This window comes from Bacillus tuaregi (genome assembly GCF_900104575.1).
GTDB lineage: Bacteria > Bacillota > Bacilli > Bacillales > Cytobacillaceae > Bacillus_BD > Bacillus_BD tuaregi.
In genome coordinates, this window is record NZ_LT629731.1 from 3,289,053 (window position 1) to 3,305,660 (window position 16,608).

The 16,608-nt window shown below is 39.8% G+C and carries 16 protein-coding genes; all 16 read right to left on the reverse strand.

Translation table 11 applies throughout. The features are described from left to right. Nucleotides 1-9 precede the first annotated feature (9 nt). The 16 genes from BQ5321_RS18280 to BQ5321_RS18350 all read right to left on the reverse strand — a co-directional run bounded on the left by BQ5321_RS18280 (nucleotide 10) and on the right by BQ5321_RS18350 (nucleotide 16,567). Complete coding sequence (locus BQ5321_RS18280) at nucleotides 10-1,779, reverse strand: peptidoglycan D,D-transpeptidase FtsI family protein (RefSeq protein WP_071395852.1); 1,770 nt, start codon at nucleotides 1,777-1,779, stop codon at nucleotides 10-12. Between the two features lie 63 nt (nucleotides 1,780-1,842). Further along, complete coding sequence (greA, locus tag BQ5321_RS18285; RefSeq protein ID WP_071395853.1) at nucleotides 1,843-2,319, reverse strand: transcription elongation factor GreA; 477 nt, start codon at nucleotides 2,317-2,319, stop codon at nucleotides 1,843-1,845. A gap of 245 nt (nucleotides 2,320-2,564) precedes the next feature. After that, nucleotides 2,565-3,833, reverse strand: a complete 1,269-nt coding sequence (locus tag BQ5321_RS18290) for a peptidase U32 family protein (protein ID WP_071395854.1) — start codon at nucleotides 3,831-3,833, stop codon at nucleotides 2,565-2,567. Nucleotides 3,834-3,889: 56 nt separating this feature from the next. Beyond that, nucleotides 3,890-4,819, reverse strand: coding sequence for a peptidase U32 family protein (locus tag BQ5321_RS18295; protein WP_071395855.1), 930 nt, complete (start codon nucleotides 4,817-4,819; stop codon nucleotides 3,890-3,892). A 5-nt stretch (nucleotides 4,820-4,824) separates the two neighbouring features. Further along, nucleotides 4,825-5,463, reverse strand: a complete 639-nt coding sequence (locus tag BQ5321_RS18300) for an O-methyltransferase (protein ID WP_071395856.1) — start codon at nucleotides 5,461-5,463, stop codon at nucleotides 4,825-4,827. Nucleotides 5,464-5,684: 221 nt separating this feature from the next. After that, nucleotides 5,685-6,812: an endolytic transglycosylase MltG gene (gene mltG, locus BQ5321_RS18305; RefSeq protein WP_071395857.1), complete on the reverse strand. Its 1,128-nt coding sequence runs from the start codon at nucleotides 6,810-6,812 to the stop codon at nucleotides 5,685-5,687. Nucleotides 6,813-6,954: 142 nt separating this feature from the next. Then, the gene (locus BQ5321_RS18310; RefSeq protein ID WP_071395858.1) at nucleotides 6,955-7,242 is read right to left on the reverse strand and encodes a DUF1292 domain-containing protein; all 288 of its coding nucleotides are present in this window, start codon (nucleotides 7,240-7,242) and stop codon (nucleotides 6,955-6,957) included. A gap of 13 nt (nucleotides 7,243-7,255) precedes the next feature. Beyond that, entirely contained in the window at nucleotides 7,256-7,672 is a 417-nt protein-coding gene (gene ruvX, locus BQ5321_RS18315) for a Holliday junction resolvase RuvX (RefSeq protein WP_071395859.1), read from the reverse strand. Between the two features lie 213 nt (nucleotides 7,673-7,885). Continuing rightward, nucleotides 7,886-8,149, reverse strand: coding sequence for an IreB family regulatory phosphoprotein (locus tag BQ5321_RS18320; RefSeq protein ID WP_071395860.1), 264 nt, complete (start codon nucleotides 8,147-8,149; stop codon nucleotides 7,886-7,888). Between the two features lie 102 nt (nucleotides 8,150-8,251). Beyond that, nucleotides 8,252-10,885 (reverse strand): alanine--tRNA ligase, encoded by a 2,634-nt coding sequence (gene alaS / locus BQ5321_RS18325; protein ID WP_071395861.1) that lies wholly within the window; start codon nucleotides 10,883-10,885, stop codon nucleotides 8,252-8,254. Between the two features lie 384 nt (nucleotides 10,886-11,269). Next, nucleotides 11,270-12,373, reverse strand: coding sequence for an AI-2E family transporter (locus BQ5321_RS18330; RefSeq protein ID WP_071395862.1), 1,104 nt, complete (start codon nucleotides 12,371-12,373; stop codon nucleotides 11,270-11,272). A 125-nt stretch (nucleotides 12,374-12,498) separates the two neighbouring features. Beyond that, entirely contained in the window at nucleotides 12,499-12,630 is a 132-nt protein-coding gene (locus BQ5321_RS24860) for a YrzQ family protein (RefSeq protein WP_084786854.1), read from the reverse strand. Between the two features lie 18 nt (nucleotides 12,631-12,648). Continuing rightward, a complete protein-coding gene (locus BQ5321_RS18335; protein ID WP_071395863.1) occupies nucleotides 12,649-12,840 on the reverse strand; it encodes a hypothetical protein in 192 nt (63 codons plus the stop codon). Nucleotides 12,841-12,855: 15 nt separating this feature from the next. After that, nucleotides 12,856-13,326, reverse strand: a complete 471-nt coding sequence (locus tag BQ5321_RS18340) for a PRC-barrel domain-containing protein (protein ID WP_071395864.1) — start codon at nucleotides 13,324-13,326, stop codon at nucleotides 12,856-12,858. Between the two features lie 130 nt (nucleotides 13,327-13,456). Then, nucleotides 13,457-15,865, reverse strand: a complete 2,409-nt coding sequence (gene recD2, locus BQ5321_RS18345; protein WP_071395865.1) for an SF1B family DNA helicase RecD2 — start codon at nucleotides 15,863-15,865, stop codon at nucleotides 13,457-13,459. A 45-nt stretch (nucleotides 15,866-15,910) separates the two neighbouring features. After that, the gene (locus BQ5321_RS18350) at nucleotides 15,911-16,567 is read right to left on the reverse strand and encodes a tetratricopeptide repeat protein (protein WP_071395866.1); all 657 of its coding nucleotides are present in this window, start codon (nucleotides 16,565-16,567) and stop codon (nucleotides 15,911-15,913) included. Between the last annotated feature and the right edge of the window lie 41 nt (nucleotides 16,568-16,608).

Below are 16,608 nucleotides of genomic sequence, written 5' to 3' on the forward strand. Positions count from 1 at the left end.
CCTAAGGTTTCACTCTTTTTGGTTTTGATCGTATTCATAAATAGATTTTACCATATCTGCAAACAGAAGGTTCACTCCGCCTTCACTTTCCATTACATCAAGATTGACTGCCACCAGTGCGTAGCGGGGGTTTTCATAGGGAAAATAGCCCGCAAACCATTTATTATGAAGCTGTTTGCCTTCCTTATATTTACCAGTTTCACCCGTACCAGATTTTCCCGCTACATCATAGGGTAGATCTTGAAACCAACGACCAGTACCTTCTCCATGTGTCACGACATAGCGCAGAAGCCGCTGCAGCTTTGTTGCCGTATAGGAGGAAATTCTATCACCTTCTAAATTCTTTTCTTTAAAGGATAGTAGTGATGTCCCGTTTTTATATTCAAGAGCATATGCTGCGCGCACCATTTCTTTCTTGCCACCCCTGGCAATCGCTGCCATCATATTAGCAACCGCTAGCGGTGTCGCTCTTACCTCATGCTGACCAATCCCCGTTAGACCTGCGTAATTCCGGTCAGTACGAGCTTCATCAGATAAGAATACTCTACCATGGTCCTCTTCAGGAAGCTGCTTAAATGCTTCATAATGATAAATATCCCCTATCCAGCCGGATGGTCCGACAAAGGCCAATTTTTTTGCATAGTCCTCCAGCATATGTGAATTCTTTTCCTGCAGCTCTTTTGCTAATGTTGCAAACGTATTATTACAGCTTCTAGCAAAGCTGTCACTTAAATTCAATGAACCATATTGATACTGCGAATCTAATTCACCATTAATTTTCCTATTGCAGTCAAACAGTCTTGCCGGGTCATCGAGTTGATTCTCTATCGCAGCAGCTGCGACAACGGTTTTAAACACAGACCCTGTAATTTGCTGCTTTAACATCAAATTTTGTGTTCCGCTTGTTTTTTCATTAAAAGGGTCATTCTTATTAATGTTAGGACGGGATACTATCGATAAAACAGAATTTGTCTTGATATCTAATAACACTAGTCCCCCCTTTTGAATTCCATGTTGATCAACTAATTCCTCAGCCCTTTGCTGTAGCTCTGAGTCAATCGTTGTTCTAACGTTAATTGGGTAAAAAGGATTCGCAGGCTCGACATACTTTACATTTATTCCAAAAAGGGGTCCCCCACTTGCATCGACATGATAAACAAGCTTTGCTTCCCCTTCTGGCAGAAGAAATTCATCAAAGCTCTTCTCTAAACCTGTTAGACCAATCGAGGTTTTCAAGGAAATCTCCTTGTCCGGATAGCGTGCTTTTAGTAACTCTTCATTCTCTCCAGTAATTCCGATAAGGTGCTCAGCAGGATTGCTTTCAATCATGAATTTCTTTTCCACCGCGAACACACCAGGAATTTGCAGCCCATTAATATTTTTCATTTGCACTTTCGTTAACTGTAAGGGCTGTGGACTTCCAAAGGCAAAAGGCTCTTTGGCCTCTTTCACAGCATTTAATAATGTATTGGTATTAACTCCCACAATCGATGCTACCGTTTGAACATCCCAATCCATTTTTTTTAAAAAAGGAAAAAGAATAAGCACGGGTATATTTTGATGTGTTAAGGCATTTCCCTTTCTATCTAGAAATCCCCCTCTGCCGCTGTCTATTACGATGGCCTGTGACCTTTGCGAAACACTTTCCTCAAGCAAATTAATACCATGCTTCGAGAAATGCTCTGTTTCGAAAAGCTGCAACTGCATTAAACGACCGATTAATAAAGCAAAACAAACCATACAAATACATATCATGATGACTGCTCTTTTTCTCCACATAATAAACAACACCTCGTCAAAAGTTTTGACGAGGTGTTTGATTTATAAACAATTTTTTCAGAATTATTTAATTGTCACGATTTTAACGTTCATTTCGCCACCAGGCGTATGGACAGTAACTTCATCTCCAACTTTTTTGCCAATTAGACTTTTCGCAATCGGAGAATCATTTGAGATTTTCCCTTCGAACGGATCTGCTTCAGCACTTCCAACGATTGTGTATGTTTCTTCGTCTCCATCTGGAAGTTCAATAAAGGTAACAGAGCTTCCTAATTGAACGGAATCACTGTTCAATTCGTCTTCTCCAATAATTTTTGCATTACGAATCATATTTTCGATTGTTGTAATACGGCCTTCAACAAAAGCCTGCTCTTCCTTTGCGGAATCATATTCAGAGTTCTCAGATAAATCACCAAAACTGCGGGCAATTTTAATTCTTTCTACCACTTCTTTACGTTTAACCGTTTTCAATTGTTCTAATTCTTGCTCAAGCTTTTCTTTACCAGCTTGCGTCATAGGAAATACCTTTTCTACTGCCAAAACCTTTCACTCCTTCTAGTGTTCACAACCCCCATTAGATTGTGCGGTATCATTGTAATAAGTGCAATACCTTTTATCGGATAAAAATATATACATGCGCGTCCTTAATAGAACGCGCATTTTGGGTTTGATAATAAGGTAATAATTATTTATGTTATTGTTGCATAAAAATGATTATTATGCAATAACACATGTATTTTTTGACTTAATTTCTTCAAAATGAAGTCATTTTTCATATGATACGATTACAATTCCTTACGCATCATATTATTTGGGTATACAGGTTTATCAACCTTAAAATGAACAATTTGCAAAGGATGACGGGCAGCATCTAATTCGTTCCCGTCTTCATCCCAGATTTTTTCGATAAGCTGTGTGAAATTCTCAATTTCTGGTCCGAAGAATTCTACTTCTTGTCCAGGTCTGAAGTGATTACGCTGCTGAAGGGTTACCATGCTTGTTTCCGGGTTATAGTCTAGCACAAGTCCTGCAAAATCAAAGCTTGTCTTTTTGCTATGATTTCCAAACATTTGCTCTTTATACCCTGGTACCCCTTCAAAAAATGCAGGTGCTGTTTCGCGATTTGCACATTTTTCTAATTCCTTCAGCCATTCTTTTTGGATAACAAAATGATCCGGATCTGCGCAATATGCATCAATAACCTTACGATATACACTGACAACTGTTGCAATGTAGTGAATGGATTTCATACGGCCTTCAACCTTTAAACTGTCAATGCCTAATTCAATCATCTTTGGAATTGATTGAATTAAATTTAAATCCTTTGGACTCATCGCAAATGGTTCATCATTTTCACTGAATAAGGCCGCCTCTTCGTCATTGTTCAATTGGTAAAGATCATAATCCCAACGGCATGATTGGCAGCAGCCGCCTCGATTGGAGTCACGAGCTGTCATGTGATTACTCAATGTACAGCGCCCGGAATAGGCAATACACATCGCCCCATGAACAAAGGTTTCTATTTCAATATCAACTTTTTCCTTCATTTCACGGATTTCTTCTGCACTTGTTTCACGGGCCAGAACTACACGCTGAAGCCCCTCTTCTTTCCAAAATTGAACTGCTTTCCAGTTAGATAAGGATTGCTGTGTACTCAAATGTACCTCAATTCCTGGAGCTAGGCGCTGACAGGTTTCAATTATTAATGGATCCGCGACAATAATCCCATGAATGCCCGCTTCCTTTAATCCAAGTATATAGTCCTCAAGACCCTCGATATTCTCATTATGAGCAATAATATTCGTTGTTACGTAGATTTTTGCACCATATTTTTTCGCAAATTCTACGCCTTCCTTCATCTCTTCGAACGTGAAGTTATCGGCGTTTGAGCGAAGGCCATATTCCTGACCCCCAATAAATACAGCATCTGCACCATAATGCACAGCAATTTTTAATTTTTCAAGATTACCAGCTGGTGCTAATAGTTCAGGCTTTTTAACAATTATTCGTTTCCCATTCACGATTTGTGAAATAGGCTGTTTCGTTATGGACATGATAATCCCCTTTCTCATTATCTGCTGACATTTCCTTACTTAACGTGTTCTCGTACCTAGTAAACTGTTTCCTTAAAGAAAAAGCCAGTGTCTAACGGGCGATGTTCGGGTTGAATGTCTTCAATTCTCTCAAGTAAGTCGGTCTTTATATCTTCATACGCATCTGGGTCCTCTATGCACGTATCGATTGCCTGACGAAATAGCTTCGTTACCTCTAGAACATAGGAAGGTTCGTGCAGGATTCCATCGATTTTAAAGGAATCTACTTCTGCTTCAATCAAATCCTGTAGCTCATCAATAACACACATATCATTAGGACTCATAATATGAGTTCCATTTTCATCTTCAAAAATTGGATATTTATTTTCACGCTCTTTATCATGCAAGAACATATTTTTTTCCTGTTTACGATTTTCAACTTCCATCGCTTTTCCTTGATACTCGAAATAGTGACCAAGGAGTGAGCGTTTTGATTGGAACATGTTGATCATGCCATGAACCTGAACCTCAATTTCAACCTCGGCCTTTTCTTTCATTTCAAGAATCGCATCAAGATTAATTTCTGGGGCAAGAACGGCACGTTTGGCTCCTTTACGCCCCCAATAGTTACATGTGTACCAATTTGTTCCTAATTTTTCTGTACTCCAGTGAAGCTTCAAATCAGGAGCTGCTTCTCTTGCCGCCATTAATACAGCTGGATCTCCAAAGATGGCAGCATCTGCCCCCGCCTTTTGTAAGAACTGAAGATAGCCGGCAAGTTCAGGTACTTTATCATTATGAAATAAAGCATTCATTGCCACATATACTTTTTTACCCTTTTCATGAGCGATTTGAATCGCCTTTTCTACCTGCTCACGGGAAAATTCGCCTGCCAAGCGCAGGCCATATCTTTGTTCACCAATTACAAATGCATCTGCTCCAGCCTCAATTAACGGAAGGATTTGATTCACATCTGCCGGTGTTACGAGTAATTCTGGTTTTTTCACGTTATTCACCTCTTCTTACTAATTGCTACACCGTCTCCAACGGGTATTATTACGGTATGATAGTCAGAATGCTTCATCAGCCACTCATTGAACTGACGGATTTTTTTGACAAGATTAGCTGTTCGTTTACTTTCAATTTGCTCTTCTGCCACCAAGCCCTTAAATAGGACGTTATCCGTTACAATGATTCCCTGCTCGGTCAGATAGCCTGAATATAACTCGAAGAACTTCTTATATTGACCTTTTGCCGCATCAATAAAAATCACATCATAGGGAGAGCTTGAAGCAACATCCGCTTCAACCTCAAGAGCATCACCGATAATCAGTTCAATTTGCTCCTCTTTGCCCAATTGCTTTATATACTGCTGTGCCAATGCAGCTCGCTCAACATCTCTTTCAATGGTTGTAATCCTTGCGTTTGGCAGAGCATCGGCCATTCGTAACGCTGAGTAACCAATCGCTGTCCCCACTTCAAGAATCCTTTCCGGCTGCGTCAGACGTAGAAATTGGAGCATTGCCTCCATTCCGGCCAGCTCCATGATTGGAACATTATTTTCAGAAGCGTATGCTTCCATCTGTATGAAAAAATCCGGACGATCCGGAATTAAATTCTCTATATAGGCTTGTATCTTATCACTTTTCATCGTATCGCCACCTTATTCTGTGAAGCATGAAAAAATAGCGTTTCACAGAATCATCGTCAAAACAGGATAATTTTAACGACTTTCAGGACAAGCCTGCATAACTGTGTTTACGCTACTGATTTCTGTATGAAAAACACTTGAACTATTTTAACATAAACAAACGGGAAATGCCAACAAACTGTCACTTCCCGTTCACAATTACATACATGTAGTTTCTTCCGTTATTGGATATGTTCTGCCTTTTTCTCATTATGCTCGTCAAGAGTTTTCGAGTATAATACCTCGCCCCCAGGTGTTGCGAGGAAATACAAGAAGTCCGTTTCAGCTGGCATTAATGCAGCCTCAATAGAGGACACACCTGCATTCGCAATCGGCCCTGGCGTCAAGCCCTGATTCATATAAGTATTAAATGGGTCCTCAATCTCTAAATCACTATAATAAACCTTTTCCTGGTGCTCGCCTTTAGCATAAAGAACAGTAGGATCTGTCTGTAAAGGCATTCCCGAATCAATTCGGTTATAGAAGACACTTGAGATTTTATCTCTATCCACTTTTTCAGTTGCTTCTTCTTCAATTAAGGAAGCCATTGTCAGTAGTTGATGAACAGTCATCTGTTTTTCTTCTATTTGGATTCGATATTCATCAACAACCGATTTTGTTTTATTTAGCATGACAGTAACGATTTCTTCGAGAGAAGGATCTTCCCTATAAAATGGATACGTCGCAGGAAATAAATAGCCTTCAAGCGGATATTTAATCAACGGATTCAAGACATCATTTGTTAACAAATCAGGGTATTGAGAAATAATTGATTCAATAAAGGTCCGGTCATTTAATGTAGCGAGAATATCTTCAGACTTATGGCTTGTATGTTTTGCTATGATTTCTGCAATTTCAGTTAACTTTTGCCCTTCCGGGATTGTCATTGTAAAAACAGCCTTCTGCATGACTTTTCCTGTCTTTAAACTGTTGACTATTTGTGGTAGCGTCATTGAAGGTGTCATAACATATTCACCCGCCATAAAGCCAGATTCGTTTTTAAACTTTACATAATATTTAAAAACACGGGAGTCTTTAATAATCCCGTTATCCTCTAAAATTTTAGAAATATTTGTAACACCTGAACCTATTGGAATTTCAATCTTCTTTTCTTCTTTACTATCCGGGTCTACCGGCTTTAATGCAGAATTAATATAAAGATAACCGCCGCCGAACAAAAGAACAGCAATCAATAAAATGGAAATAGATATAATAGCAACTACCTTACGGACAACCTTTGCTTCTTTTTGACGCTCCAGTAATTCTTCTAGTTTACCTGAATTTTCGTCATTTTTCTCTTTATTCTTCATTCATTCCCCTCCATTCATCAGGGTTTTACATTATATCTCGAATTATTATACTATATTTTTAAAACAACGTAAAAAAAAGTTCCAGACCACTCTCTTTTAAAATAAAGAAAGACCAACCTATAAAAGGCCGGTCTGTATAGTATTATTCTTCTTCTTCCTGCTCATCCATGAACGTATTGAGCATTTCCTCGATTAGATCCCATTCTTCATCTGTTTCGATCGGCATTAATTCGCCATCTTCATTATTTTCATTCGGCGTGAAGGATGAAGCGTGTATCTCAATTTCCTCTTCGTCATCTTCAGCACCAATTGGATAATAAAGGACATAGGATTTGCCAAACTCTTCAGAGTCAAAGGTAAAAAGGACTTCACATAATTGCTCATTTCCTTCTTCATCGACTATTGTAATATTGTTTTCACCGTGGTTCATATCAATCACCTCATTAATTTTTACTGTCTAAATATCCTTGCAGGATCATAGCAGCTGCCATTTTATCAATTACTTTTTTTCTTTTTTTACGACTGACATCCGCTTCGAGCAGTACTCTTTCTGCAGCAACAGTTGTCAGTCTTTCATCCCAAAGAACAACCGGGATTCCAAAGAGCTTATTCAGCTCATCGGCATAAAATTGGCTTGCTTCACCACGCGGACCTATTGTACCGTTCATATTTTTCGGCAATCCAACTACAATCGTACTAACCTCATATTCTTTAATTATCTTTTCCATTTCACTGAAGCCATATTCCCCTTCAGCCTCATTAATAGCGATTGTCTTCAAGCCTTGCGCGGTCCAGCCAAATGCATCACTTAATGCAACCCCAACCGTTTTAGTACCAACATCTAAACCCATAATTCGCATTCATGATCCCTCACCATTTTGATGCCATTGTCTTTCCACAGGAAATGGGAAGAACCCCTTTTCTTGTTCGAAAAGCCATATTTTATGTACAATCATTCATAAAACAAGGCACCTTCATCCTACCAAAAGTGCCTTGTCCTTTTCTAAACTAAAAAATCGTTTGAAGAGTCTTTTGCTGCTATCTACCACCGTATTAACCATTGGATGCAAATCCTATGCTTTGTTCTCCTTTAAATAGGATTTCATTAATTCTTCAATAATTTCATCCCGTTCTAATTTGCGGATCATATTCCTTGCATCACGATGTCTTGGAATATAGGCGGGATCACCTGATAGCAGATAACCGACAATTTGATTAATCGGATTGTATCCTTTTTCCTGTAATGCTTCGTAAACCTGGAGAAGCACTTCCTTGACATTATGTTCAAACGGTTCTTCAGGGAAATTGAATCTCATTGTTTGATCAAATGAGCTCATGATTTACACCTCACTTTTTGTAGAGGAAAAAACAAACATAATCCACTCCAATTACCGATTATAATCGTAGTTGTATATATTTTACACTACTTTAGGACAATATCAAACGGATTTCACCCATTCTTCTACATATTCTAAAGCCGCATCTAATTTTGCCGGATCCTTACCACCTGCTTGGGCCATATCTGGACGGCCGCCACCGCCGCCTCCGCATCTTGTCGCTACTTCTTTTATCAGCTTACCAGCATGGTAGCCTTTGTCCATTAAATCCTTCGTAACGGCAGCAATTAGATTAACCTTTCCTTCAACCGGACTGCCAAGAACCACAATACCTGATCCTAGCTTTTGCTTCAAGTCATCAGCCATATTACGAAGATTATTCATGTCTGTCCCTTGCACTTTTGCGGCTAATACAGGAATCCCATTAATATCCCTCACCTTGGATACAAGACTACCTGCCTCAATATTGCCCAATTTAGTCGCTAATGATTCATTTTCACGCTGAAGCTGCTTCACTTCATTCTGTAAAATATCAATTCGAGCCGGGACATCCTTTAAATTTGCTTTTAATTTAGAGGCTGCTTCTTTTAAAATATGGATTTGATTATTCATCAGGCTATATGCCCCTTCACCTGTCACTGCCTCAATCCGGCGGATTCCCGCACCAATTCCGCTTTCAGATACGATTTTAAATAATCCGATTACAGATGTATTTGGAACATGGCAGCCTCCACAAAGCTCTAGACTGTATTCCCCGACCTTTACAACTCGGACAATATCACCATATTTCTCTCCAAACAGAGCCATGGCTCCCATCGCTTTTGCCTCGTTAATGCCTTTATAGCTGATATCCACTGAAATGCTCTTCCATATTTGCTCATTAACGATTTCTTCAATTTTTTCCAATTCCTCAGGCTGAACTTGGCCAAAGTGAGAAAAGTCAAAGCGTAAACGATCGGGCTCTACTAATGAACCAGCCTGATTAACATGTGTCCCAAGCACATCCTTTAGAGCTTGATGCAGAAGATGTGTAGCGGTATGGTTTTTAATTACCCTTGCTCGATTCTCTTCATTCACAACAGCCTGTACCTTTGTATCAACCTTAAGCATTCCTTCTGTTACGACACCACGATGCAGATTCTGGCCATTCGGAGCCTTTTGGACATCTAGAACCTCAACCTTTAATCCATCAGCAGTCAGGAAGCCTTTATCCGCAATTTGACCGCCGCTTTCTGCATAGAAAGGAGTCTGGTCAAGGATAAATTGGAATTCCTCACCTGACTGGACTTCCTCTGTCAGCTGTCCACCCTTTAATAGGACGATTACGTTTGCTTCTAATTGCAGCTGGTCATAGCCATCAAATTTACTTTCATTCTTAATCTCACTTAGAACACCGCTTTGAACCTGCATGGAGTCCACATCCTGGCGAGCAGAGCGGGCACGCTCACGCTGCTGCTCCATTTCCTTTTCAAAGCCTTCATGATCCACACTCATGCCCTCATCCTCGGCATACTCTTCTGTCAGTTCAACAGGGAAGCCATAGGTGTCATATAGACGGAAGATATCTGCACCAGAGATTTTACTGTTGCCCTTTTCTTTTTCCTTCTTGATGACTTCCGCTAAAATGGCTAGACCTTCGTGAAGAGTTTCATGGAAACGTTCTTCTTCATTTTTGATTACTTTTTCAATAAAAGCCTGTTTTTCTTTTACCTCTGGATAAAAGTCTACCATTATCTCTCCAACAACCGCTACAAGCTCAAACATAAATGGACGATTAATACCGATATGCTTTGCATAACGAACAGCTCTTCTTAGTAAGCGTCTTAAAACATAGCCACGTCCTTCATTTGATGGAATCGCGCCATCGCCAATTGCAAAGGCAACCGTTCTGATATGGTCTGCAATGACCTTAAAGGCAACATCTGTTTCTTTATCCTTCCCATATTGTGCACCTGAAATTTCCTCCGTTGCTCGAATGATTGGGATAAATAAATCGGTATCAAAGTTTGTTTCCACATTTTGCACAACCGATGTAATCCGTTCAAGTCCCATCCCAGTATCAATGTTTTTCTTTGGCAGCGGTGTATATGTGCCATCCGGATTATGGTTGAATTCAGAAAACACTAAATTCCACACTTCTAAATAACGATCATTTTCGCCGCCTGGGTATAGCTCAGGATCCTCTAGATCATTGCCGAATTCAGGTCCACGATCATAAAAAATTTCTGTGTTAGGACCGCTTGGGCCTTCACCAATATCCCAAAAGTTTCCTTCTAAACGGATAATCCGCTCTTCCGGAATCCCGATTTGACGATTCCATATTTCAAATGCTTCTTCATCCTCTGGATGAATCGTTACGGAAAGCTTCTCTTTCTCAAAGCCAATCCATTTTTCATCCGTTAAAAATTCCCAAGCCCACTCAATCGATTCTACTTTAAAATAATCGCCAATTGAAAAATTCCCCAGCATTTCAAAGAATGTATGGTGGCGGGCTGTCTTCCCAACATTTTCAATATCATTTGTTCGGATAGACTTCTGTGCATTTGTAATACGCGGATTTTCAGGAACCACACGTCCATCAAAATATTTTTTGAGCGTTGCAACCCCACTGTTAATCCATAATAAGGATGGGTCTTCATGTGGTACTAGCGATGCACTCGGCTCCACTGCATGACCTTTTTCCTTAAAAAAATCAAGAAACATTTGACGAATTTCTGAACCTGTAAGTTTTTTCAATTTATTTACCTCCCATATATTTTCACTATAAGCAAAAAGTATAGTTATTTTTTTGCACAAAAAAAGCCCTCTTCCCTGGACAGGGACGAGAAGCTTGACTCGCGGTACCACCCTGATTATGAATGCAAATAACCCATTCATCTCTCAATATCACCTTAACGCGGCTCAAACGGCAGTGATTAGCTGCACTCAGGATTAGCCTTCTGTTATTCTTCATCTAGAGCTTCTCTCAGCCATGAAAGCTCCTCTCTTTCGTGTATAACACAGTTAGATGGGCAATAACATACTCGTTCCTTCTTCATGTTAGATTATGTAAGTGTGATTATATTACGCATTATGCGATATTCTCAAAAGCTTGTCAATATTTGAATCTATTCTATTCCATTATAGCTCTTCCTTTGTTCTATTTTGCTTGAAAAGGTCGATCGTTTTCTTTTTACCAAAGTGCTTTTTCGTATGAAGCAAGCCTACTTTTATAACAGCCAGAATCGGAACCGATAAAATCATGCCCGGGATTCCTCCGATCTCACCACCTCCAAAAAGAGCAAGCATAATGACAAGAGGATGCATATGAAGACTTTTCCCTACTATGAGCGGTGATAAGATATTTCCCTCTAAAAATTGCATCGAAAAAATAATACAAACGGTAATAATCATCATTTTAACCGATATAGTGGAGGCTATGATGACTGCCGGCACGGCACCGATTACGGGTCCGAAATAGGGAATGATATTGGTTATTCCAATAATCAACCCCAGTAATAAGGGATATTTCATATGAAAAAACCAAAAAAGCAACGCCGAGATGGTCCCAATCATGACACAGACAAGTGTCTGCCCCCTTATATAGCTGCCAAGGGATTTATCGATATCCCTTAGAAGGAGTAACCCTCCCTGCCGCCAATTCCTTGGTGTTAAATACCAAACCGCCTTTTTAATCAAGAGATAATCCTTTAGCATATAAAAGGAGATGAATGGAATAATAGCTATCGTAAAAATTGACCCAACAAGCTCTAGGATCGAATTAATAACATTAGTCAGGATAGCTGCCAAACGCTGCTCAATGGAAACAATTCCGCCATTGACCCTTTCCTGTATTCCATCCGGCCAGGCTGCTGTTTTCTTTTGAATTGAATCAACGAAGTACATATATTGATTCGTTAGCTCGGGAATACTCTCTGCTAAATCCTTCAGCTGCTTGATAAACTCAGGTAGACCTTTATAAAAGGCATAGCCCACACCACCAAAGAATAGAAAATAAATAATAAATACAGCTAGTCCTCTATGTAATCCTCCTTCATGGATTCTTTCAATAAGCGGATGAAGAAGATAGGTAATAAATGCAGCAACGATAAACGGAAACAATATCTTAAAGATGACTTTTATGATTGGAAGCCAAATCGGCTGAAGCTTAATAAAAATAAACAACACAATCATAAAAAGGAGCAGAAATCCTAAACGATAATACCATTTTAAAGAGATATTCAACGCTTATCGCCTCCCTTACTTATTGTGAAGGCTAATACATTTTTTATACCTGTTAAATAACAATTTCCTGACTAGAAATATGATACGAATAAGGGATAACCGTATACAGGTTATCCCTTTTGCTTCTAGAATAAAGCTTTTATATTTTTTTTCATTTTCCGCATTTGCCGGTTTGACATGAGGTTATTTTTTTGCACATAATTATAAGCGGCCACTCCAGCACTTACTGCAAGCATGGAAGTTATCACTTTATTCATAAGATTCACCTCAGTATTTTATAGGATAAACCGACGTTCATCTTCATCAAACAAATCATCAAGTGAGCTTAAAGAACCATCTTCTTCTACCTGATGGGTGAGAATCAGTCCGTTCGAAAGAGTAAGCTCTATAAAGCAATTCCAACAGTAATATTGATTGATTCCAATTTTACCGATATCCTTACTCTGACAATTAGGGCAATTAAACATAAGAACACCTCACAGTTATTTAACATCCACTATGATGGCATCCTTCCCAATTGCAGGCGGTTTATCGGCCTTCACCACACGTTTACCTTCCATGATATCTGAAAAGAAGCCATCCGATAATTCATACCCTATAATTGTTCCCGCTTCTTCCAGAAAATATACATCCTCTAAGAAACCAAGTCGTTCTCCTTCGCTTGTCATCATCATTCTGCCAAGCAGCCTTCCTTGATTTTCAAACGTGTATTGCTTTGGTTCTGTTAATGGCTCAAGAACACTACGGTCCTCAATCATGACCCCATCAAAGCCAAAAGAAGATACATCCGTCACATTGATTACATATGTTTTTTTTAAGAAAACGCCTTTCTTGAGCAACAGACCTCTAACCATTCCATTGTTAGAAATATTCAAGTCACATACTTCCCCTATTTTTGAACCTGTTTTCAGCTCAAACACAGGCAATCCTTTTAATAACGAAAATGTCCGCAAAAGCAATCCCCACCCTTCCGAACATTCATATTATCTGCCACTGCCTCTAAATCATAAGAAGAAACGTTTTCCATTGATGGCATTTTTCTATTACGAAAGCAAAAAAAGAGCATCCTTTGATACTCTTTTCCTACATAAACTGATAGGGTGTAACGTCGTCCATTCCAATCATTGGATCAACGCTCAACATTATTTCCTCGTAGGTCATTTCGGCGCTTGTACCCGTTTCGTTAACAGGCTTCTCGATTGACTTTGCTGCCTGCAGCTCTTCTTTCAATTTCACGGCTAAAGTAGTCTGACGGGATTGTTCATCTGCTCGCTCGACACCAAGGCGAAGCGCTTCTTCCTCACCACAGAGAATTAAAAACTGCTTGCTCCTTGTAATCGCCGTATAGATTAAGTTTCGCTGCAGCATTCGATAATAGCTCTTAACAATCGGTAAAATGACAATGGGAAATTCACTTCCCTGTGATTTATGGACCGAGCAGCAATAAGCAAGGGTAATTTGGTTTAAATCCTGTCTTGTATAGGTGATTTCGACCCCTTCAAAGGATACGACTACCATATCCTGCTTTTCTGTATTTTCCTTTGCATAGAAGATCGACACAACCTCACCCATGTCCCCATTAAACACATGCTTATCAGGCTGATTGACAAGCTGAAGGACTTTATCACCGACCCGGTACTTTGTATTTCCAAATACCAGCTCTTTTCGTGAACCATCAGGATTTCCGTTTAGAATTTCCTGCAGCATCTCGTTTAAGCGATCAATTCCTGCCGGTCCTTTATACATCGGGGCCAAAACTTGAATATCCCTTGGTGTATAGCCTTTTTTCTTGGCATTTAATACTACCTTCTCAATGACATTTGCGATTTGGCCTGTATAGCAGCGAAAAAAGGAACGATCCTTCTGCTGTACAGTAACATTGTTAGGCAAACTACCTTTTTTTATTTCATGGGCCAATTCTATAATCGAGGAGCCTTCAGCCTGGCGATAAATATCGGTTAAACGAATTGTCGGAATGACCTGTGATTGAAGCAGGTCCTTTAATACCTGCCCAGGACCGACTGAAGGAAGCTGATCCTCATCCCCGACAAGAATGACCTGTATATGCTCGGGTAACGCTTTAAATAAACGGTTAGCAAGCCAAATATCGACCATAGAGGTTTCATCCACAATGAGAATTTTGCCTTCTAACGGGTTATCCTCGTTGTGATCGAAGCCTTCGCTTCCATTCCAGCCAAGCAAGCGATGAATCGTCACAGCCGGAAGGCCTGTCGATTCCGTCATTCGTTTCGCAGCCCGGCCAGTAGGTGCTGCTAATAAAAATGGAAATGTCTCTTCTTTTTTGTAATCCTTTGGATCGAGCGAGCAGCCATGCAGCTCTGCATATAATTCTACAATTCCTTTGATGACCGTCGTTTTCCCTGTTCCAGGACCACCGGTTAATAATAAAAGCGGGGACATCAGAGCGGTTTGAATAGCATCCTTTTGTGTTGGTGCATATTGAACGCCAATTCGTTCTTCCAATTGCCCGAGAGCCAGCAGAAACTCTGATTCTGGAAATTGCTCATTGTACTCCGTTTGTCCAAGCAGCTTCTTTATACTTGTCACAAGACCTTTTTCGGAAAAATAAAGTGCTGGCAAATAAAACTTTTTCTCTTCAACGATTATTTTCCCTTCTTCTTCAAGCTTCAATAATTCTCTTGTGATGTCGGTAAACTCAATTTGGTCCCGTTTGTTTTCTTCGAGGAGCTTCTGCACACTGAGCAAAAGGAATTCAGCATCGACAAAGACATGTCCATTTTGCATACATTCCTGCTCCAATATATAAAGACAGCCTGCTTTAATACGATCTGGATGGCTGCCGGTAATTCCTTGCTGATGACCAAGCTCATCTGCACGGGCAAAGCCAATCCCCTCGACATCTTCAACGAGCTTATACGGGTTTGTTTGAATCACATCAATCGTTAAATCTTTATACACCTGATAAATTTTCATCGATAATTGCGGCCCAAAGCCATATTGATTTAAAGCAATCATCGCCTGTTCAAGTCCTTGGTGCTCCATTAACGTATCATATAAGTCCTTTGCCTTATCAGGCGGTAGCTTGGGAACCTGATCTAAGAGGGAAGGCTGATTTAGTATCCGAGTGATGGCATTTTCTCCAAGGGTTTCAACAATTTTCTCAGCGGTTTTCTTTCCAATTCCTTTAAATAGCTCACCCGAAAGATAGCTGACAACTCCCTGCTTCGTTTGCGGTATATCCTTACGAAAATGAGTGGCATGAAACTGTAGTCCAAATTTCGGATGCTCCTTCATTTCTCCGTAAAAAATATAGGCTTCCTGCTCATGGATTTTAGGAAAATAACCGGTAATGACCGCCTCTTTGTCATCATAATTTTCATTGGTTTCTTCCACTCTCAATCTTAGAACCGTATATAAATTCTGCTCATTATGAAAGATCGTTACAATCGGTTTCCCTTTAATAAATTTGCCCTCTTCTGCATATAAATCAAGTGAATCCTGCTTAGCCACCTATTCGTTCCCCTCCTTACCGTCATTGACTTTATATGGGACTGATTATTGGCCAGCTTCCTCAATCAAACGTTTTCCGTGACCTGCCAATAGATGGTCCGGTTGAATTTCTATTGCTTTGTCAAACATTTGTAGTGCTTTTTCACCATTTTCCTGAAATCCGTATGCCACACCTAGGTTATAATAAGCATCTGCATGCTGAGGGTCAATTTCAATACATTTCTCAAATTGCTGAATGGCTTCATCCAGATAGTGTTGATTAGCTAAACAAAGACCATACTGAAAAAAGCCTTCAGCATCCTGATCATTTAATTCTGTACACCTTTGGAAATAAGGCAGTGCTTTTAATGGCTGTTCTAGCGCTGCATGGGACATACCTAGCATAAAAAAGTTATCAGATGAATCCAGACCTTTTTTCATGGCGGTTTCAAACATAGCTCTTGCCTGCTCGAACTGCTCATTCTCATAATAAACATTCCCTGCACTATAGTAAGCAGCCGCTGCATTCTCATCTAATTCAATCGCCTTTTGGAAAAATTGCAGCGCTTTTTCTGTTTCACCAACAACAGCAAGAAGATTACCAAAATTTATGTATGATACGGGTTCCCCTGGCGCCTCTTCAATGGCCTCCATGAAAATCTTCGCAGCATCCTCCCACTTGCCTTCCTGCATATATTCAATTCCCTGTTGATTTTTATCCACATTCTTCACTCCGTTCCTGTTGTTCAATAAAAAAGTATAGC